Annotated in this window: 11 protein-coding genes; 2 read left to right on the top strand and 9 right to left on the bottom strand. The window is 65.2% G+C overall.

Annotated features, from left to right (window positions below):
- Positions 1 to 170: 170 nt before the first annotated feature.
- The 3 genes from AC0I8G_RS22790 to AC0I8G_RS22800 form a co-directional block, all read right to left on the bottom strand.
- Positions 171 to 638 (bottom strand): hypothetical protein, encoded by a 468-nt coding sequence (locus tag AC0I8G_RS22790; protein WP_471731984.1) that lies wholly within the window; start codon positions 636 to 638, stop codon positions 171 to 173.
- The gene (locus AC0I8G_RS22795; protein WP_471731985.1) at positions 638 to 1,420 is read right to left on the bottom strand and encodes an SAR2788 family putative toxin; all 783 of its coding nucleotides are present in this window, start codon (positions 1,418 to 1,420) and stop codon (positions 638 to 640) included. Before AC0I8G_RS22795 ends, AC0I8G_RS22790 begins: the two co-directional genes overlap by 1 nt.
- Before the next feature lie 154 nt (positions 1,421 to 1,574).
- Positions 1,575 to 2,606, bottom strand: coding sequence for a S8 family serine peptidase (locus tag AC0I8G_RS22800; protein ID WP_471731986.1), 1,032 nt, complete (start codon positions 2,604 to 2,606; stop codon positions 1,575 to 1,577).
- Positions 2,607 to 3,719: 1,113 nt separating this feature from the next.
- Here AC0I8G_RS22800 and AC0I8G_RS22805 point away from each other — a divergent pair.
- Positions 3,720 to 4,070 carry a histone-like nucleoid-structuring protein Lsr2 gene (locus tag AC0I8G_RS22805; RefSeq protein WP_471732006.1) on the top strand — a complete coding sequence of 117 codons (351 nt, stop codon included), beginning with the start codon at positions 3,720 to 3,722 and terminating at the stop codon, positions 4,068 to 4,070.
- Positions 4,071 to 4,107: 37 nt separating this feature from the next.
- Here the strand turns inward: AC0I8G_RS22805 and AC0I8G_RS22810 are convergent, their stop codons facing one another.
- Together AC0I8G_RS22810 and AC0I8G_RS22815 are read right to left on the bottom strand one after the other, a co-directional pair.
- A complete protein-coding gene (locus tag AC0I8G_RS22810) occupies positions 4,108 to 5,097 on the bottom strand; it encodes a site-specific integrase (RefSeq protein ID WP_471731987.1) in 990 nt (329 codons plus the stop codon).
- Positions 5,098 to 5,330: 233 nt separating this feature from the next.
- Complete coding sequence (locus AC0I8G_RS22815) at positions 5,331 to 6,032, bottom strand: matrixin family metalloprotease (protein ID WP_471731988.1); 702 nt, start codon at positions 6,030 to 6,032, stop codon at positions 5,331 to 5,333.
- Between the two features lie 623 nt (positions 6,033 to 6,655).
- On the opposite strand from AC0I8G_RS22815, the gene AC0I8G_RS22820 reads away from it, so the two are divergent.
- Positions 6,656 to 7,486, top strand: coding sequence for a bis-aminopropyl spermidine synthase family protein (locus AC0I8G_RS22820; protein ID WP_471731989.1), 831 nt, complete (start codon positions 6,656 to 6,658; stop codon positions 7,484 to 7,486).
- A gap of 554 nt (positions 7,487 to 8,040) precedes the next feature.
- Here the strand turns inward: AC0I8G_RS22820 and AC0I8G_RS22825 are convergent.
- From AC0I8G_RS22825 to AC0I8G_RS22840, 4 genes are all read right to left on the bottom strand, one after another.
- Positions 8,041 to 8,661, bottom strand: coding sequence for a hypothetical protein (locus AC0I8G_RS22825; RefSeq protein ID WP_471731990.1), 621 nt, complete (start codon positions 8,659 to 8,661; stop codon positions 8,041 to 8,043).
- Positions 8,662 to 8,669: 8 nt separating this feature from the next.
- The gene (locus AC0I8G_RS22830; RefSeq protein ID WP_471731991.1) at positions 8,670 to 9,623 is read right to left on the bottom strand and encodes a hypothetical protein; all 954 of its coding nucleotides are present in this window, start codon (positions 9,621 to 9,623) and stop codon (positions 8,670 to 8,672) included.
- A 1,360-nt stretch (positions 9,624 to 10,983) separates the two neighbouring features.
- Entirely contained in the window at positions 10,984 to 11,514 is a 531-nt protein-coding gene (locus AC0I8G_RS22835; protein ID WP_471731992.1) for a hypothetical protein, read from the bottom strand.
- Positions 11,515 to 11,579: 65 nt separating this feature from the next.
- On the bottom strand, positions 11,580 to 19,745 hold the full coding sequence (locus AC0I8G_RS22840; protein WP_471731993.1) for a DNRLRE domain-containing protein: 8,166 nt from the start codon (positions 19,743 to 19,745) through the stop codon (positions 11,580 to 11,582).
- Positions 19,746 to 20,359 lie beyond the last annotated feature (614 nt).

Below are 20,359 nucleotides of genomic sequence, written 5' to 3' on the forward strand. Positions count from 1 at the left end.
GTTATCCTGCCCTGTACCCGCGAGGCGTGAGCTAAGCGATCTCACGAGCACAGTCGGGCCCGTGAGTGACCGCCCGTCCTACCGTGCATGAAACAGGATCGCAACGGGTCGGGTAGCAGGAAGACGCGGCGCCCCGTGGCGCCACGCCCTCCCAGCTTCCAGCCGCTCGGCTACAGGTCGATGTTCGGCAGACCGTCTCGCAGCCCTTGCAGTACATCGTGGAGTTCCTGGGCCGTGCTGCCCAGGTGCGCTACCCGCGCACCGACTGCCGGAGAGACCTCTGCGTCCGGGCCGTCGGTCAACCCCTCGAAGTCGCGCAGGTTGCTGGCGAGATCCGCAGCGGCTCCGATGAGGGCATCGAGGTGGACCTGGGCAGCGACTCCGTAGGAGTGCGGGGTGGCGACCAAAGACAACGTGAGCTGCCCAACCACCCACGAAGCTGCCTGGAGCCGCTCTAAGGGGCGCAGCGTTGGCAGCCACCTGTCGAAGAACGCGCGTGCCTGCGCGCTGTTCTGGTCGAGGAAGTCGTAGTCCAGTTCCTTCTCCACGGCGGTTAGCGACATTTGAGCAGCGAGGTCGACCGCATCGAGGACCCCAGGCAGGTCATGGGCGGCAGCCACTTTCGCCTGCAGTCCCATCATCGCCTCCTCACCCACCCGTCGCTGATCTGGCCCCCGCTCTTGGCGTACCGGACGACGATAGTCTCACCCTTGTATTGCCAGTTAACCTCACTGGCGTGGGTACCGTGGTCGCGGTGTGTTCCTTCCGCCATCGCAGAGGCCATGATGTCAGCGATCTGCTCCTTGCTCTTGGCGCCGACGTTGGACCACAAGTGCTTGGGATCCATGATGTGAGCCCACCGGTCTGCCTTGATGTTGTTCAGGAGGTAGGACTTCGCGGCCTTCTTGACTTGAGTCTTGCCGTAGAACTTGATCGCAGCCTGCAAACCCTGCTTGGCCAGGAGCGCCAGGATGATCGCGGGAAGGGCCTGCTGCTCGACGCGGGTGGTGTCGACGTGAGAAATTTCGCCGGTGCTTTCAGCACGCAAGGTGGCGGTGAAGTTTTCCCCCTGGCCTAGCAGGACGAACTCTTGGACCGTATACGTCTCGTGCTGGGCGTGGCCGTCGATGACGGCGTCCACCGCGACGGGTTCAAAGGCGCCGGTCTTCTTGTCGAGGCGGACGGTTGCGGTGCCCTCGATATCGATGTCCTCCACGGTGGTCACCGCGGCACCGTCGGCACCGGCGACCGCGGCGGGGGAGGTGTCCTGCGATCCTGTTTCCAATGCGGCGGCGTTGGAGGTGGAGCCGGACGGGTCACCAGGTGCTAGTGCGGGCGACGCGCCGGCCGGGGCGCCCGCGCCGAGGAGCAAGGCCGCGGCCAGTGTCGAGCCGATGGCGGTGCGGACGGGGAATTTCATGGGCTTCTCCGAGGCGTGTTGAGGGGTTGTCGCGGCACCAGGGCCGTTCGTGCGTCGGGGTGCGGTGCGGCCGTCGGGGGGCCTCGGGCGGGTGACCTATTGGGAGCAGCGGACGCCCAGCGCTGAGACTGGTAGCGGCCACCGGGGGAGCAGGTCACCGGGCTGGTCCGCTGGAGCTCTTGGGGCAGGTAAGGATGGGCACAACTACGGTTCCGGCGTCGCCCAGTGCAGGACCGGGCCAGCCGCTCACCTGGGTGCCATCGTGCTCGCCGTCCAGGGCGCGGACGCTGCCCGCTCCCTCATGACGTGTGAGTCGGTGGGCCTCATCCAGGTCCCAGCAGGTGCTGAGCAGACCTGCAGCGGTGGCTGCGGCGATCGAGGTGCCAGTCACGGTCGCGGTGCCGGTCGCGGTGCCGGGCGTGGGCGCGATGACGGACTGCCCGGGGGCGGCGACGTCAGCGCCGGCGAGGTTAGCCATCCGGACCCGCTGCTGCCTCCGGTCGTGGGCGGTGACCCCGAGGACCCCGGGGTAAGAGGCCGGGTAAGTGGCAGAGGAGCCGAAGCCGTTGCCGGTAGCAGCAACGACCAGCACGCCTGCTCGGGTCACCTCATGCACAGCTGCGCGCATGACGGGGTCGTCGTAGCCAGAGGCGAAGCTGGTGACGATGAGGTCGGCGCCGTGCGAGCTTGCCCAGCGCACCCCCGTGGCGACGTCTGCGGGGTCCCCGGACCCTGCAGGGTCCAGAGCACGGACGTCGAGCAGATCGATGCCGGGGGCCAAACCCCCGGGGAAGTCGGCGTGCGGTGCGCCGGCGATGAGGCCAGCCACCTGGGTCGCGTGGGTCGAACCGGAAGGGAGCGGGTCGAGGCTCGGCGCGGTCCAGGCACCAACCACCGCCTTCTGAAGGGAGGGGTGGGTGGTGTCGATGCCTGCGTCCACGACCGCCACGACCTCGATGCGCCGCTGCGCCGAGCCGGTGATCGGCGGCTCGGCAGTATCAGATTCCCCGGGCGACTGATCCGTGCCTGAGGGATCCTGCCGCGTCCCATCGCGGTCCAAGATGTCGTAGCCGTCGCGGCCGTGACCCTTCAGTGAGGTGACCGGTAGGTCGTCTGCGGGTGGTGGGGGCGAGAGGTCTGCAGTTGTGGAGCAGGCTGCCGAGAGCAGGACTGCCGTCAGTGTCATGCGGTTTATCGCGGCGGTGCGGTGCTTACGTGAGCTCGCCTGATCGCGGCGTCGGGGAGTGGGAGACGTTCCCGCGGTTGGTCCCTCTCGGCGCATGAGGAGAGCAAACCCCAGGCACAGGATGAGCACATGCTACGAAGGGCCTGTACTTAAGGACGTAACACCCTTCATATGGCGGGGGTGGTGCTGGCTGTGAGGTGCTGACCGGCCGTTGGTGCAGGACGCCGTCCTGGGAGTGATATGCGCATCTGGCAGCCCAGGATGATCGCAGCCAAGCAAACATCTCAACCACGGTGCAAAAGATACATTTTGCACGGTTGAGCGCTCACCGCAGAATAGTTAATACGACGCCCGTGATTGTGGCTAGGCCGACCATCCAGCTTAGAATTTTCTGCCAGTCAATGTTTTCCCGCCAGCGAACTTTGACCTGAGGTATTCCTGTCGCCCCAAGGTCTTTGATCCTGAACCAGTCCTCAGCATGAATGCGAAAAAGTAGACGCCACACGTCGTCCTCTAGTCTAGCCCAGTCCATCTGCGGGTCACGATACTGGCCTCGACTCGAGACATCAGGGCAAGGCGGATCTGACGGCGTTCGGCGTAAATAACCCGGTCGTGAAACCCAAATATCGGTGTCCATCGTCCGAGGGGGATGCTAGTGGCAACGATGTTTGTCACCCTGATCAGAGCCGTAGCAACTCTCTGCCGATCCAGTCGCCCCGGGGTTCCTGCTCTGCGGATCACGTCTATACCGTGCAGCACTTGCAAGGCGGCCGGGTACACCGTCAGGTTCTGAACGGCCCCCGAGATGATGGCCATGTAGACGAGGGTCAAGCCGATCCAGGCCACTGGGGAGGTCTGCTCGCCGACGCCTGTTCGGGCGAGACCGATGACGAGTGCGGGGACCCCGAGCGACCACCCGATGAGTCGTATTGGCTGCAGGACCGCCCACCGGCGGCGACGTCGCATCAGGCGTATCACGTCATCAGCGACCGTTGGGTTCTGAGCGATGATGTGCGCGCGGTGCATCTGTTGCACCGTGAGATGAGGGGGAATCACGCGTCGAATGCTCCGTTGAATGCTAAAGGGACAGTGAAGGTGTGGCATGATGAGGTTATGGCTCAGAAGACACAAGTAACGCTTGTTGATGATATCGACGGGTCTGAGGCAACTCAGACGGTAACGTTTGCCTATCAGGGCGTCTCCTACGAGATCGACCTGAATGACGACCACGCCTCAGCGCTGGAGGAGTCGTTCAGCGACTGGATTGGCTCTGCCCGCAAGGTGGCGGGGTCGCGCGGGCCCAAGGCCCGGCGTGCTGGCTCCGGCGGTGGCGGCGGAACGGGATCGGCGAGCGGTCGGGACCTCAACGAGGTCCGTGTGTGGCTGCGGTCGCAGGGTCATCAGGTTGCTGATCGCGGGCGAATCTCTCAGACCCTGCTCGAGGAGTACGACAAGGCGCATTGATTGCGGGCCCGGGCCCGCCGCCGCTTCGCCGCAGACCTCATAGGCCTAGCAGGGTGGCCGCGTTGTCGGTCCAGGCCTGCTGTATCTGGACGTAGGTGCCGAGGGTGGCGAGGGAGCGGTGGCGGGTCTGGTGGGCGATGGCCCGGTCGGAGGCACCGCGCAGGTGGGCGTAGGTGGGCGTAAGTGACGAACCCCGCCCGCAGGCTGTGCGCGGAGTAGGTGCTGGCGTCCAGGCCGGCGCGGGTGACAGCAGCCTGGATGAGGGTGTTGATGGACTCCGGGTGCAGGGCCCGGTCGGTGGCGCGGTTGTTCTTCCCCACCCCGCGAAAGACCGGGCCCTCGACAACGCCAGCCAGGGACATCCACTGGTGCAAGGCGATAACAGGGCAGCAGTCGCGGTTGGCGGCACGGGGCAGGACGACAAGCTCGGTGGTCTCCCCGGTCTGGTTGGTCTTGGAGCGGGGGAGAGTGAGGACCAAGCCGTTGGCGTGGTCTTCGATGTCCTCCACCCGTAGGGCGGCGAGTTCACTGCGGCGTAGGGCGGCGACGAAGCCGACGAGGAGCAGGGCGCGGTCGCGGGTGCCGCGAGGTCCGGTTCGGGGATGCGGCCCTTGGACTTCCACACCTTCGTGCTCGGGCAGGCGTCGACGACGTCGAAGAGCTCCGGCGGCATCAGCGGGGCCGACTGCTCGGGTGGTGCGCCGTGGGTGCGGCGGATGCCTTCCCAGACGGCGACGACGCGGGCGTTGCGGGTGGGATCGGGCAGGTTGCGCAGCTGGTGGGCGAACTTCAGGGCGGAGAGGCGGCGGCTCATGGTGCCGACCTTGGCGCCGGCTCGGGCGAGATCGGTGAGGTATCCCGTGATGGTCGCCGGGGCTGCGAGCAGCGTTTCCAGGCCCTTGCCGGTGCACCAGGTGGTGAGCTTGCGCCAGTCCGAGCGGTAGCCGCCCATCGTGTTCGCTGCGCGGGCGGCTTCGACGTAGCCCGCTTCGTCCTCGGTGAGGGGGACGTCTTCGAGCAACGGCATCGGTATCGGCATCGGTGTCGGCCCTGGCCGGGTTGGTAGCAGTGTCAGAGGTTGTGTCCGGGGCGTCGGCGGTCATCGCGTCGGGGCCGGCCGGGGGAGTGAAGCGATCCGGGCGCGGTTGAACGGTCACGCCGCCCAGCCTGCCAGCAGGCGTCGACGGGCCTGTGGTGTCGCCGGGTGGCGCGCCGAGAACCAGTGATGCGCCGAGAGCCACTGCGGCGCCCGGCGGCGGGTCAGAGGGTGGGTGTGCACGCACCGGTGCCGAGGGCGTCCAGGCCCGTGAGGTCACCGGCTGCGTAGTCGGTGAGGGTGCCGGCCTGGGGGTACATCAGCTGGGTCGGGTCATGGACGTGGGCCAGCCCGAGGAGGTGACCCACCTCGTGTTCGAAGACGGCCCGGACCATCTCCTGGCCACCAGGATGGGACAGGACGGTGGCGACCTCGGCGGCGTCGATCTGGATGACTCCGCTGACGTAGACGTCCACCGAGGCGCCTGCTCGCCCGGTCACAGCCGACCACGGGCTGGGGACGGTAGTGGTGACGGTGGCGGGCCCGGCTTGGGCGATGACGCTGGCCGCCAGATCGGGGACTTCGGTGGTGGTGTTGTAGGTGATGAGCACCGGCGCCCAGCGGTCCCCGTAGCGCTGGGGTTGGAACGCCTCGCGGGTGGGGGAGGTCTCTTCGGTGGTGGCGCCGTCGTCGATGAACTGCAGGCCGGTGGCGGTGCTGGCCCGGACCAGTGCCTGCTGCAGCAGCACCTGCGCGCCGGCGGGTGCACCCTCGGGGCTGGCTTCGTGGCCGGGGGAGGGGACACCTGTCGTGCCCGCGGTGCCGGGGATGCCGGGGATGCTGTCAATGCCAGCGGGGCTCCCGAATCCGGTGGTCTGGACCCACCCGGCGCCGACGACAACCGTCGCGACGAGGACACCGATCAAGACGTTACGTGCCCGACGCCGACCTCGAGCCCTCAGATCACCACGCCGGCCGCGGCGGCCCCCGTTCGCGCCCAGAGCCGGGTGGGCGCCACGGGCGGCGGGTGATGCGCTCCTCCGCCCGGACGTGGTGCTGGGCCGACCAACGGCTTCGTCCATCGCCCACTGCGGGATCCGCCCGCTGGCCGAGCGGGCTACCGGAAGACTCGAGCTACCCCGGCTCTGGCGGTCGCCTTCGGATGCACCCTCGAACGACCCTGCCCGAGATCGGGGTGGCTGCGCAGGCACGTCTGCTCATTCCTTCCATCACGTAGCGACCTCGAGGCGGGGCAGAGGCCGAACTTTCTCTGCCCTCTCGGATCCTGCGAGCAGGTACTGAAGCCACCGTCACCTGATCGGGTCCCTGCGTGCCGCCACCCTGTCGTGGCAGTACCCGCCGCAGGTCCGCGGCCACCAGCGACAGGCGGGATTCGCCGCCCTTATCCCGTGCGATCGACGTATAGAGGACTAGCCCTGGCTGGCTCAGGGACGAGCTCATGCGAACGCTCGCGACGGACAAGACGCTCTGTACTCGCTACCGTAAGTAACGCAACGGACCATGACTCCCACTTGATCAGGAGACCTGCGTGCCCAAAGAGATAGACCTGCGCCAAGCCCTAAATGCTATCTCGGATGTTATACAGAATCGACCGCGCCCCTTGCGTGAGTTTGACCAAATTTATATGAAGGCCGGGGACATGGTGATGCAAAGCGAATACGTTGCCAGCTGGGCCGACGGGCGCCGGCTAGCATTCATGGGGGACGGCGACGCGGTTAGCGTGGCCGTCGCGTATTTGGCGGCTCGCGGAATCATAGACTATGGCCCTAGTAAAATAACGGTGCTGGATTTTGATGAGCGCATCGTGAAGGCGGTCAACCGCTTTGCAGACCAAGAGAGGCTGGAAAACCTCGAGGCCGTCCTTTATAACTGCCTCGACCCGGTACCCCCAAAGCTCAACTACGACCTTTTCTACACAAATCCCCCCTGGGGAGCCAGTAACAGTGGCGAGAGCGTAAATCTTTTCGTGCAAAGAGGAATGGAGCTCGTCCGCTACAACGGCGAGGGCCTCGTCGTGATCGCCGACGATGACACGCTTGCTTGGCCCCAAGTGGTTTTGCACAACGTGCAGCGGTTTGCCAGCGATAGGGGATTCTATGTCAGCAGAATGGCGCGAAAGCTGCATGCCTATCACCTAGATGATGCACCCGACCTACGCTCTTGCAACCTTCAGTTGAAGTCGCTGCCGGGCAACGGCCCCAAACAAGGCAGTGACTCTGAAGTCCTCACGGCCGAGAGACTCACGAACTTCTATGGCGAAGGCCTCTCTCCTCGGGTACACTACATTAGGGAAAAAATGCGAGTGGACTACGGGATGGCCAACGACTCCGAATACGAGATTGAGCTATTAGAGGGGTAAGCAATGACGAGTCAACTGCAAACGGGGAACTCAGTACTTTACATGAAAGTAGGGACCCATGCACGGGAGACCCTAGACGATATACTTGAGCGTAAAAAGAAGGAGATTGACGAGGTCGGATACTCTCTGTGGGGGTATGGTGGCAATACTTGTCATCCCCTGACGATGGTCCAGCCTTTCGCGGAAGCCAGCACTGGGCCTGTGCTCTTAGTTATGCAACCGATGAACTCGCTGCACTTCGCAGACCCTGTGAGGGCTTCTTCCTTTTCGGCTGACGGGCTCACTTGGCAGACGATCCCGTCGGGGATCAATGTTCTTGGGTCGAGGTACGCCCTTCGTATCAAATCCCTCGAAGAGAGAGAGCTTGACCTTGACCTGAGCCGGACCCAGGTCGCTGTCGGCAAAAGCCAAGGGAAATTGGGCTCGGACTACGTACGGGGTCGCGTCGACAAGGCATGCCTCAAGCTAGTCGAGGGAGAAGGCGGTGAGCCGCCTAGTGTCAAGCACGTCCGCCTAGTAGCGGAAATGGAGGCTCCTTTTGCCTTGTTCCTGCGTTAGATTAACGTTGGGCTTAGAACCGTTGGTGCAGCATTGCGTAACGAGTTGACGTAACTTTCAAGGCCGGCCGTTGAAAAGACTGTTCGATCGCTGCCACAGCTGAAGCAGACCGTTATTGCCACGTCAGCCTTCGGTTCAGCGCAGACTTTTTTACGGACCTCGTCGGGATCAATCTTAGACAGTGCGTTCAGGATGACCTGCTCTAAGCAAGCCACTCGCGACGCTAGCCCCTGTAGCTCCAGAACGGTCGGCAATATCCGCTCAGCCGCAGCGATCGCACGCTTATCTCCTGTAAGTAGAACGGGAATACTGCGGTACAACAAAATGGCTATTAACTGTGACTCTCCAGTGTCTAACTCAGCTCCGATCTTCGTCGCAGCATCCTCGATTAGACTGGAGAGAGCGATTTCCTGGGTCGTCGGTTCGAGCTGAGTGGCATGTTCAAGGAAATCGTTGAACTGGGTGGCCGCCGTATCAGCTGACGCGATCCGTCTCCCCTTCTGCAGCACACCGAGTACTACATAACGAGCCGCGCCCAGGATTCCAGTCCAGCCCTCCTCGACGAGGAATCCCAGAAGATCATAAGCCGCCAACTTAATAAGCACATCGTTGTCCACGAGACCCTTCATGTGTGAGGGCCCCCGAGGATTCTCTCCAGGAAGTACGAGCTTCCGCTCGGCAAGGCGTCGAAGTTTAGTTGCCTACGGGCAACTTCATTTACGTAAGATTTAATGTCCCGCCGCCCAGGGGGTATCTCCCGCAGAGCCGTATACGCCTGCTTCCAGCGGCGAGTAGAAAATCCAACGCAAAGAGCAATGACTCCCGGATCTATACGGCTAGAAGCGGCTGCTTGTTTCGCCGCCAGGGCCAGTTGAGCCCCGGTAAAGTGATCGGCAATGCCTTCAAAAGTGGGTCTCACACGGCCGGTCAGAAGCGTGAGAGCGTAGTCCTCTGCGGCGCGTTCTTCTGCGTCTTCCTCGGGTGGGTAATTCATCGAGTCAAGGTCATCGAGGTCAATAATAGCCGGGCTTTCATTGAAGTGGCCCAGATGTATATGACCGAGCTCGTGAGCTATGTTATAACTAACTCTCGCGCTATAGTGGGAATTCATCCCTAATAAGATTGCGAAACGGTCCTCGACGCGTACGGTCATAGCGGCCATGCGTTTGCTTTCTAAGGGGAAAACATCGAGCGCAATCACGGGAATCCCAGTACCCCAGCAAAGGGTAAGAAGTAGCCCAAGGTCTATATACTCCGCTGACTTTAATAGTAAACCTCGGAGTTGCTGAGCATCGCCGTCAATGGCTGGACCAGATGTTGTGGCATTTAGTAGGGGGCGGGCTACAGCGAACCCAAAAGAGGTGAGGGCTGGACGAGTGTTGCCGTCCGGCCCAACGAAACCCTTAAACTTGGCCTCGTCGTGCCATACGAAGCGAGGGTTGCCATCTAGAAGCGACGACGGGACGAGGCCCAGGCGTCGGGCTACTGTGTAGCGAAGCTCAGTGACTGCGGACAGTGACTGTCCCGCCTCCTCGCTCCACCACTCAGGCCAAACTGCGTCGATGGCTGCGTTGGCCATGCCGGCTTGGCGTAGGTCCCGGCGTACACTGGCTGACGGGGAATCCATGCGGAAAAGCACTCCTCGTTCAACGCTCAGGTTCGGTTGTTAAGAAGTTATCAGCACCACGTGCGGAGTGTCCAGGTTCCAGGGCAGCCTCTGTGCGGGTATCTTACGCGTCATGGGCACGACCGATGGCAACGATCTTCCCGAGGCGTTTTGTTGGACCAAGTTTGGCGTGGAGTCGGGCGAGTCGCCTAGTGCAATTTTTGCCCGCAAGGAGGTGGAACGTCGCCTAAATGGCGGGGTTTTCTTGTGGGGGATAGGCAGCAGTCCTTGGCCATCCCTAGCTGAGATGGTGGTCGCCGAATCCCGGCCCGAGGTAATTTTCTCACCAATGCTTAGCAGAGCAGCTAGGCAGGATGTCGCACCAGCGAAGACATATCTTTGGACTTCCGCCAGGACCTTTAATGGCGACGAGTTTGAGCTTCCCGCGGCCAGTATTGTGACGAGTAAAGCTCCCGAGGATGCTTCAAGTAAGCGAAGCCACTTCGCGCTGGTTTGTTACCGTGAAAAGGCTCTGAACCTGGGGGTTAGTAGTGGATCGTTGTCATCCGCGACGGTACGCAATTACCGGTCAGGCGCGGTATTGGGAGCATCTCAGGTCACTTCGGTGGTCCGTCGCCTACCTTGGGCCTCGACGGCGGGTGGCCGAGCGTACTCAGTTGCGGCCAGGGCGGACCTAGTGGCTCCGTACCTGGTGCGCCTAGAGGATCCGCTGGTACTGCCGGAAAGTCTTCTTCCAAGGCAAAGCGCGGCCCTGACGGTAGAAGTTCAAGCGCAGCTTCGATCGCTGATGACCTTAGGTGTATCCGGCGCCGGGAGGCAATTGAGCCTGGGCATTTAATGTCGATACGTCTCGGTGTGAACTGGCGGCGGGTCTACTAGATGAGTTACGCCGCTAATCTCTGTGCCGGGCGCCGCCCCGTTCCTGCAGTCGCACAGTAGTGGCTAGGGCGGGCCGTAGTCACCATTACGTGGTCAAGTTAGCAACATTACCTACCGCATGGGATTCCATACATTATCCCGCATCAAAGGAGGAGCGGAGGCGAGCCACCAGGCGCTTGACCGACAGGCGGCGGACATGATGCCGATGTTGCGCAGCCAACGTGATTGCGAGACCGCTGCGGGTACGCCCCGCGGCACCTGCCCCCATCGCCTATGCGGGCCGCCAATGCGTCAGGTGGCCCCAGTAAGACCCTCGTGGCCAACGCCAGCCGTCTGGCGTCCCGCGGCGCGACCCAATTGGCATCTCTCCTGTATCGACTCTGCCTGCAGACGCCTTTATTTCACGCGGGACTCACTTGTTGCCCTTGCTGACTCAACGAGCTGACACTGCGTAGTTCGGTGTCCCGTCTTCAGGCCAGATGCCACCCGCCGTGACTCTGCGGCCTTGTTCCAGGCAGGGCTTCCAAGGGCAGGTTTCGTCGATTGCCAACCAGGCTCGCTCAGGAATCTTTAGAGCTTTTCGGCCTGCAGGGAATCCCTTCCTGTTTGGGAGCATCTCTGCTAGATCTTCCATCTTTTGTCGATTACTCAGAATGAGCTGTGAAACATGGTTGCAGCTTAGTTCCAGCTGTTCGGTATCTTGAATGGACCAGCGATGGCCGTGTGGTCTGTCCAAAAAATGTTCCGCGCCAAACAAGAAGCCAAAGTCGCCCACCTCATTGGTGCCTGCATATTCCTGATCTAGAGGAAGTTCGTTCCTTGTCAACCAGGCGGACCTGTCTGATTCTCGATAGATTGCAATCGTAACCCCGACACTCTTAATTCCAAGCAGTGTCTGCGTCTCTGGCAGAACTGTTGCTACGGCCGTCGGGTTCAGTGACAGACATAGACTCTTCTTGCCCACCCTGAACTCGTCCCCCAGGGAGTGCGCAAGTTTCCGGCGGAAGTTAGCGACATTCATGGTCCCTCTCAATTCTTGTAGCTCGCATGCCCGGACATTCTATCAACGTTAACTCGAATAACCTTGACTCGGTATCCGTGCGCCCTCATCCAAGCATCCGCTTTCTTCTGACGGGCGGTTAGGCGACTGGTGTTAGCTTTCACTTCGTAGTAGGTCGCGCGGCCGTTTCGGTCGAAGGCAACCGCATCATAGCGGCGCACACCGACGCCCGGGACGTTTCGCCATGCGCCACCTCGCGAGTTCCAGTAAACGCTGTTCTTCCCGTACGTCTTCTGAAGGTTACTGCGCGCAAAATCCTCGCCGATCTGCCCGACGCGGCCAGACGAAAGAAGTCTTCCGCCGGGTCCCCCCGTGAGTGGGACGCTATATCCTCGAACGCCACCACCACCCCCGCCACCGCCGCCACCTACATCCTTGACGCGACCATCAAGGTCAAATGTATTTAGCGGGTCCTGCGGATAGACATAGGCGTTTGCGTTTCCGCCAGGTACCGGGTCTACGGACAGGAAACGTGCAGCTGCGGGGTTGTACAGCCGGGCTCCCATGAGGGTGAGGCCGGCGCGGGCGTTGCTGGAGCGCTGCTTCCCGCCGAGCCAGTCGTAGCGCGAGTCGGTGGTGTCGTTGCGCCCGGGCGTAGCGTCGAGCGCGACCCCGAACTCATCGGTCATGGCCGAGGCCGTGGCCGCGGCGGTCATGCCGGCGGGGACGGTGGCGACGACGTCGCCATGCAGGTTGATGACCTGCCAGGTCAGCCCGCTGGTGCCGTCGGCCTTCAACGTCGCCGCGGCGGTGAGGTCGGCGTCGGGGCCGGTGACGTAGCGGCTGACGGTTCCGTCGGCCTCGTTGATGAGGGCGGGGTTGTCGTCGGTGTCGTTGTAGCGGTTGGTGATTGTGGTGGTGTTCTGCCCGGGCAGGGTGGTGCTGGAGGACAGCAGCCGGTCTCCGGTGGGGTCCAGCGCGAAGCTCTGGACTTCGTTGCCTGCACTGGTGGTCAGGGTCTGGCTCGCGACCATGTCACCGGGTGCGTACGCGACACTGAGCCCGCCGTTGCCGGTGAGTCCCGCGGCGGTCTTGGCCGGGAGGTTCTCCCCGGTCGCGGGCACGAAGAGGGTCCGGCCGAGAGCGTCGTAGCTGTACCCGCTGTCCACGATCTGGTCGAGGGCGTTGAAGGTGTGCGCCACCGGCGTGGACGGCAACGTGTACCCGGTCGCGGCGCAGGATCCGGCCGACGCCGATGTGCTGGCGCGCCCGGTCTGGTTGGAGTCCAGGTCGTAAGCCCAGGCTCGCACCGTGCAAGAAGCGGCCTGCGGGCCGGAGGCGGCGGGGGCGAAGCGGGAGTCCGCCGCTGTGATGAGCCGGCCGAGGCCGTCGTAGGAGTAGCGGCGGTGCCGGGCCTGATCGGCCACCGAGGTCGAGGTGGTCCCGACGGGGTCGCCGGTGCTGGTGCGTGGGATGGCCTTGAGCTGTTGGTAGGACTCGATCTGCTGGCCGTAGACGTTCTCGCCACCGCCGAAACTCTCGAGAGTGGTGGTGGTGCCCGAGACGGTGGGGGTGCCGTTGGTCTCGTCGAGGACGGTCTGCCCGCCGGCGATGACGGTGCGGCGCACCGCGGCGCCGGTGGTGTCGTAGAACGTTTTCTTCGTGTAACCGCCGCTGGCGCCGTTGGTCGTGGAGATGGTGCGTCCCTCGACGTCGACGACCATCGACATGGTCCCAGCGGATGCTTGCCCGGAAGGGGCTTCGTCGGTGGTGGTCTCCAGGTCCCCGGTGATCGGGTCGTAGGTGTTCGTCTGCTTCCACGCCTTGCCGGCGGTGACGGCGCTGTAGCCGGTGATGGCGGCCGTGCCAGCGTTGGCGGGATTGGTGTTCGTGTCGCTGACCGTGGTGGTGGCGACGCGACCGGAGGTGTCGTAGGTGGTCTTGGTCTGCAGACCGGTGGCGTCGGTGGAGGTAATGACGCGGCCGAGCTGGTCGTAGACGGTGCTCAGGGTCCGCCCGTTGGCGACGTTGCTGGAGCCGCTGTCGGTGGTGCTGGCCGGGTTGCCCATGGTGTCGTAGGTGAAGGTCTTCACCTCGCTGCCGGCGGCCACGTTCAGTGCGGCGGCGGTGGTCGTGGTGACGGTGAGGGGCCGGTCGGCTCCGTCGTAGCCCGTGGAAGTCGTACGCAGGACCTGCGCGGTCGAGGTACCGGAAGGCGTCAGCGTCTCGGTGACCACACTCGGCTGCCCGGTGCGGTTGTACGTGGTGGTGGTCATCGGCAACCCGCTCGAACCGGAAACCTGGACGTTGGCCGGGCCGGTGGAGCAGACCATGCCGCCGAAGAGCACCGCGTTGGCGGTGCTGTTGGCGCTGGTGCAGTTGCTGGTGCCGTTGGTGGCGTCGCCGTAGTAGCGGGTCCGCGTGGTGGAGGCGGTCCCGGTCTCGCTGGTGTCGCCGGCGTTGCGGGGCATGCTGGAGGCGATGACCCGACCGAAGACGTCGTAGCTGGTGCGGGTCTCGGTGGAACCCCCGGCCTCGCCGTACGTCTTCACCGAGACCGGCTTCCCGGCGGCCGCCTCGGTCCAGGCGTAGGCGGTCTCGGTGTAGCGGATGTCGTGGACCTTCGCATCGCTGGCGTCGATCGGGCGCAGCATCGCGGTGGTGGCCACGGGGATCCCGAAGTAGGTGGCGTCCTCCTGCTTCAGTTTCCACAGCCCGTCGGCGGCGTCCTTGTAGCGGAGCGAGACGGTGGCGCTCAACAGCTCGTCGGTGCCGGCGACGAATCCGGTGGTGACCTTCGTCGGTAGTTCACTGGCCTGGGGGCTGGTGGCGAGTTCTCGGTCCTGGTCATAGACGGTGTAGGTCACCGCTCGCGCGGGGACCGGCACCGAGGAACCAGCTCCGTTGCCGTTGGACGACGGCTTCGTCTGAGTCAGGCGCAGCGGCTGCAGCGAGGCGACGGCGACCTCGCTCGGCTCGCGCAGCTGCGGGCCGGCGGTGAACGTCGAACGGGACAGCTCGTAGCGGGTCTGGGTGGAGAGCAGCTGCGCCCGCAGCCACGTCGGGGATCCCTTCACATCGGGCGTCGCGGCACCGGAGGGGGTGGAGGCGCCGGACGGAATCGCCGAGAGCTTGACCAGCTGCTGGTCGGCGCTGGGTGCGCCGACGCTGAGGGCGTCGGGGTCGTCCTGGCCCAACGCCAGAGCCCTATTGGCGGCGCTCAGGCTGAAGGTGGTGTTGCCGGCGTCGTCGACGACGGCGGCGCTGATGCGGGCACCCTTGACCGGGATCGCCACGGTTCCAGGGCTGGGTGAGGAGCCGCCGGAAGCGCCGTTGGGACCGGCCTGGCCGGCGTCGTTGCGGGTGCTGAGACTCGGTGAGGACACGTTGGCGACGTTGGTGGCCGTCGTGGCGGTCTCATTCCAGGTGCCGGAGGCGACCCAGCGTCCGGCTGCTGCCGAGGGCTGGGCGACGTTGACGGTGTGCCCGTTGACGTCCATGTACGTCACCGCGGCCGTCGTCCAGTTCCTGGCCGTCCCGGAGCCGTTGGCGTCGTCGAAGGCGTCGTGGTCACCGGTCTTGGCGTCGCCGCCGGCGCTGGGTCCGTAGAGGGCGGTGGCATCCAACGGCGGTGCGTCCTGGCCCCACGTCAGCACGGCCTGCGCCGACATCGGGTAGGGACCGAAGCGGGTGATGTCCAGCGGGACACCGTAGACGACGTTCCACGTCGAGGACCCCGACTCCGCCGCCACCTCCCCGGCGACCAGGTTCGGTCGCGACACGCTGAGCAGGCGCCCCTTCGACCCGGACTGGCCGGTGTCGTAGGTGGAGGCGACCTCACCGTAGGTGAACGTCCACTTCTTCTGACCCGCGGGCTCGACCGTGGAGACCGGTCCCGGCACGTCGATGCTCTTCGTCCCCACCAGGGAGGGGTAGTTGTCCTGGTAGGTGTACTTCGTGATCAGGTTCGCGCGGTCGGTGACCGAGGCCAGACGGTTGCTGCTGTCGTAGCCGTAGGTGGCGAGGGTGAGCGGCGCGGTGGTGCTGGTGTTGGACGGGTCGCTGGCGTACAGCGAGATCGAACTTACGCGAGCGAGGGCGGCGGGGTCGGCGTTCCAGTTCAGCTGCAGCACCCGACATCCCACGGCAGGAGTCGCCGCGCTCAGACAGGTCCCCTGGTCGCTCGAGGACATCGCGGGGTTGGCGGCACCGATCCGCCACAGCCGCATGGCCGTCACCTGCTGGCCTGCGGCGTCGCTCACGGTGACGGGGGTGTAGGCGTACCGGGTCGCATTACGAGCCGCGACTTCTGTACCGGTGGCCCCGGCCGGGGCGACGGAGGTGACCCGCCAGGTCGCCTGCTGTCCCCCACCGACGGTGATGTTCGCTGCGATCGCCGCGGGTGCGGTGGCCGAGACCCGGTTGGCGAAGGTGGTGACGGTTCCGTCGCCGTCGGTCAGCGTCCAGGTCGACGCCGTGAACGGGTTGACAGCACTACCGCCGGTGCTGAGGAGTTTCAGGTCCTCCGCGCCACTCTCGGCGTACCAGGTGGTTCCGGCGTCGTCGACGACGAACGACGTCGCCTGCCCGGAGGCGTCGAGGATGTCGAGGGAGTAGTCCGACGTCTGCCGGATCGAGGTCCAGCCCAGGTCGAGGTCGTCGTCCACGCCCCCCAAGGCCCACTGCGGGCCGAACGGGGACCCGGCGATGTTCTCCGACCCGGCGCTGGTGCGGCGGGAGGAGGCAGTACGCGAGACGGAGATACCGAACGCGGATGCGTCCGTGGCCGAGAGGTCAACGGCTCCGGTGAGCAGGTTCAGGGAACCGGGACCGACTGCGGTGGTGCCGGCCTGCCCGGCGTCAGGGTCGTACTCCACCCCACCCACGGCGGCGACGGGGACGGGCTTGCCGGTGGTGAGGTCGGTGAAGACGAATCGGACGTCGAGGATTCCGGGGACACCGGCGAGGGTCTTGCCCGCGTCCCAGTACAACCGGGCGCCACCGAAGGCGGGGTTCAGCACCAAGCTGGTGCTGTCGTTGCCCGCACTGTCCTTCACCGCCTTCGACACCATGATCGGCTTCTGCAACGTGTCGACGGTGTAGGCGACGGACTGCCCGTTGGGCCAGCTCAGATCAGCGGGGTCGACGCTGTTCCACACCGAGCCCGGCTGCGCGGAGGTGTTGGGGGTGGCGGCCTTCGCGCCACGGCGGTACTGCACGATCGGGGCCGTCAGTCGCGAGGGCCAGGCGGTGCCGGCGACACCAGTGTCGGGGTCTTTGACCGCGGGGGCGTTGACGACGACCTCGAGCGGCAGGCGGCGCGCGGTGTGCTGGTTGATCGAGGGTGCGGGCATACCCGCCGCGCCTGGCTTGACGACCGCAACGTAGCCGTTGCGGGGGTCGCCGTAGATGACGCCGTTCTCGAAGTTCGTCTGCTTCGCATCCACCGGGGCGCTGCCGCCGCCGGGCATGTACTGGGGGTGGAACTCATCGCTCTTGGGGAACCCCAGCCACGACGTCGTCTCCCCCATCGACTGGTAGAGCAGGAACATCCGGCCGTGCACGGACCAGGCGGCGTCGGAGCCGGTCTTGAAGTAGATGCCGGTCGAGCGGGAGGTGGTGTTCCCCATCGACCACGTCTGGCCGTCGCTTCCCACCTGACGGAAGTAGGTGACCTTGCCGGTGTTGGTACCGGGGGTGTTCGTCTCTTCGGTCTCGGGCCATCCCGTCACCGATTCATAGCCGACAGCAGCCCAGCGTTCGCGGATGAGTCCTTGGACCATCCGTGTGCCGGTCGTCGAGGTGGAATAGATCGAGCGGGTCTGGCCGGTGTCGAGGTTGAAGAAGTGGTTGTAGTAGCCCACACCGGAAGGGGAGGCCTTGTAGTCCGAGGACGGCCAGCCTTCCGCGGAGGTCTCCCAACCGTCGGCCTTCCACCGCTCGCGGATGGCTCCCGCGACGCTGTGGGCGCCGGTGGGCTGAGCCCAGTAGATGGACCCGTCCTCCGCGGAGCCCTTCTTGAAGTGGTTGAAGTAGCCCTTGCCGTTGGGGGTGGCTGCGTCGGTGGTGGTGGGCAGGCCGAACCCGGACGGACCGCCGTTGAGGGCGTAGTCGTCGCGGATGGACCCGCAGACCTTGCGGGTCCCGGAGTAGCCGGAGGCGGCGGGGTAGGTGGTGCAGTTCTCCCACGACACCGTCAACCCCGGCATACCGGACCCGGTCTCGGCGGAATTGAAGCGCTTGTAGCCGGAGACGTCACTGCCGTTGGCGGTGATGATGAAGCCGAAGTTGGGCAGCCCCGGGGAGTAGCCGGTGGTGCCGTTGGACCACTTCTGCACGATGGAGGTGACGTCGTAGAACTCTGCCGCCGCGGGGCAGGAGGAGGAGTAGCCGTGCGCGAACGTCTTCATCGGCCCGGCGTTCGCCCAGCCCGGGCGGGTGTTCCAGGTGACGGTCGCAGGATTCCACTGCGCGGTGGCGGCGTCGACCCACAGGCCGGTGGGGGAGCAGGAGTAAGAGTAGTTGTTCCACAGCGAGAACTGCGCGGAGGTGATGTTGTTCTCGGAGCCGATGAGGTCACCGAGGTTGAAATACGCCAGGGTGGTGGAGGCCTTGTTGGCGCCGTTGATGGGGCGGTAGCCGGCCAGGAGGCGTCCGGAGTCCTGCACGCCCTCGTTGGTGGTGGGGTAGGCCTCGTCAACGTAGGCGTCGAAGTTGTTGGACCCGTTGGCTCCGGTGGAGCCGGAGAATCCGGTACCGGTGGCCATGTGCGGGTCGATCGTCACCGGGAACACCCGGGCACCGTCGGCGACCCAGGTGGGGTTGACGCTGACCTCGACCGTCGCCGATCCGGAGATGTTCCCGGTACCGGCCTTGGCGGCGAGGAGTCGCGTCGCGACCGGCGAGGTGGCCGGCTCGCCCACCTCGTTGCTCGAGGAGTCGAAGGCCTTCCCGCCGCCGAAGGTGGCGACGACGGTGCCGGAGGCGTCGACGAACTCGACCCCGAGGGTCGTGGGATCCACTCCCGCAGTCCCGGCACCGGTCGCCTGGCGGGCGGTGACGCCCGCGGGGAGGGTGAAGGTGTTGCGGTAGACCGCAGCTGCGCTCGCGCCGCCGGCGGCGGTCACCTGCTCGCGCGAGGCGAGCACCACCGATTCCTCCGCACCGGTCGCGGTGACCGAGACGGTGTAGTCGCGCCCGCCCTTCAAGACGCCGGGGAAGACCGCGTCGCTGCCGACAGCCTGGGGGTCGTCCTGGTCCTGGTCCGCAGTGGCGGTGGCGGAGGTGGCGGAGGTGGTAGTGGTGCCTTCGGACGCGGGCGTGCTCGTCGCGGGGTCGTCACTCGCGCTGCTGGTGGAACTCTTCAGCTGCGCGCCCGGAGTCGGTGTGATGACAGGCGTGGGTGCGTCCGCGCCGACACCGGGGGTGCTGGCGTTGCCGGGGTCGGCGGGCGGGACCTGCAGGTCCACCCCGGTGGTCACCGGGGTGACACCTGTCGTGGGTGCGGTCGTGGTGACGGTGGGGAGTTTTCCGCCGGGTCCACCGACGCTGACCGGTGCGGCGGCGGCTTGGGGGGACCAGGTGATCGTCTGTCCGGCCGGGCCGACGGCGACCATCCCGCTACCGGAGGAATCGGCCAGGCGTGCCGCCCACGGTCCCGCGGCCTCAGCGGTGGTGCGTCCGGTGCTGTCTTGCCCGGTGAGGCTGAGGTCGATGTCGGCCCAGGTCGTCTTCCCGGTGAGGTCGGCGCCGGTGCCACCGTCGGTGCGGTAGCGGATCGGGCCCAGGGAAGTCTGGGTGCTGAGGGTGCCGTCGGGCATCGCGGTCGTCAGGGCCGTCTCGGTCGTCAAACCGTCGACGACGACGGGTTGATCACTGCTCTGGGCCTGACGCTGGGCGTTCCCGATCGCCGCGTCGCGCGGGGAGGGCGGGGGGTTCTTGTCCCCGTCGGGGACACCGACCTCGGGAGCGGTCGTACCGGCGCCGCCGAGACGAACGGCGTCCTGAGCTGACTGCTGGGCGGCGAGGGCCTGCTGGGCGGCGTTCTGCTCGGAGGTGACGTCGAGAGCGTCCTGACGCAGGTCCTCGCTCGTGCCGATGGGCTGTGCTGCGTCACGGGCCGCGGCTTGCGCTGCCCAGAGGTTCAGTGCGAACGGGTCGAGGTCGACGACCCCGCCGATCGCGAACGCCAGCATCGTGGACGCGGCTGCAACACGTGTTACGCGCGTCCGGCGTCGCAGCGGTAGTCGGGCGGCCTCAGGCGTGGGGACGGCCGCCGACGCTGGCAGCGCCGCAGTCGCCGCGGCGGGGTGCAGCGTGATGGGGTGCTTCGTGACGCTGCTCGTCGCTTCGCCGTCCTGCTCTGCACTCGGCAGGACACCAGGCATGGCCGCACCACCTTTGGCCACGCCCTGCACGACGCGACGCACGAAACTACGCACGATGAACGACCCCTGACGCTGATGTGGCCCTCCGCGTGGTTCAAGAGCGCGGCACCGCGACCGCAGGCGGCGGAGTGGTTGCTCTAGAGACGCGCGGCGGCAGTTCTCGACCTCGAACGCGAGATCACGCAGAGAGTACGCACAGTGACAGGCAGTACGCGGCAAAATCACAGCAAGATCTGTTGCAGATGACTCGAAGTGATCAGTGCTCCCCCTCTCGAAGGGGGGTGCTCTCTGAACCGGGCGGGTCACCTCGCCCGCGGGGCAGGAGTAGTCGAGGCACTCACGACCGCCCACATCGTCAAGGAGCTCAGCAAACAGCGCTCCTCCCCGTCCATGTTGGCCGTGGGAGACCTACGTTGCATCGA

Source organism: Kineococcus sp. AC630, from assembly GCF_979255925.1.

What these genes read in the sequence shown, in the direction of transcription:
- AC0I8G_RS22830 (WP_471731991.1), bottom strand. Translation starts at nt 9,623, where the DNA reads ATGGCCAACGCAGCCATCGACGCAGTTTGGCCTGAGTGGTGGAGCGAG.
- AC0I8G_RS22805 (WP_471732006.1), top strand. Translation starts at nt 3,720, where the DNA reads ATGGCTCAGAAGACACAAGTAACGCTTGTTGATGATATCGACGGGTCT.
- AC0I8G_RS22810 (WP_471731987.1), bottom strand. Translation starts at nt 5,097, where the DNA reads ATGCCGTTGCTCGAAGACGTCCCCCTCACCGAGGACGAAGCGGGCTAC.
- AC0I8G_RS22790 (WP_471731984.1), bottom strand. Translation starts at nt 638, where the DNA reads ATGGGACTGCAGGCGAAAGTGGCTGCCGCCCATGACCTGCCTGGGGTC.
- AC0I8G_RS22795 (WP_471731985.1), bottom strand. Translation starts at nt 1,420, where the DNA reads ATGAAATTCCCCGTCCGCACCGCCATCGGCTCGACACTGGCCGCGGCC.
- AC0I8G_RS22800 (WP_471731986.1), bottom strand. Translation starts at nt 2,606, where the DNA reads ATGACACTGACGGCAGTCCTGCTCTCGGCAGCCTGCTCCACAACTGCA.
- AC0I8G_RS22840 (WP_471731993.1), bottom strand. Translation starts at nt 19,745, where the DNA reads ATGCTGGCGTTCGCGATCGGCGGGGTCGTCGACCTCGACCCGTTCGCA.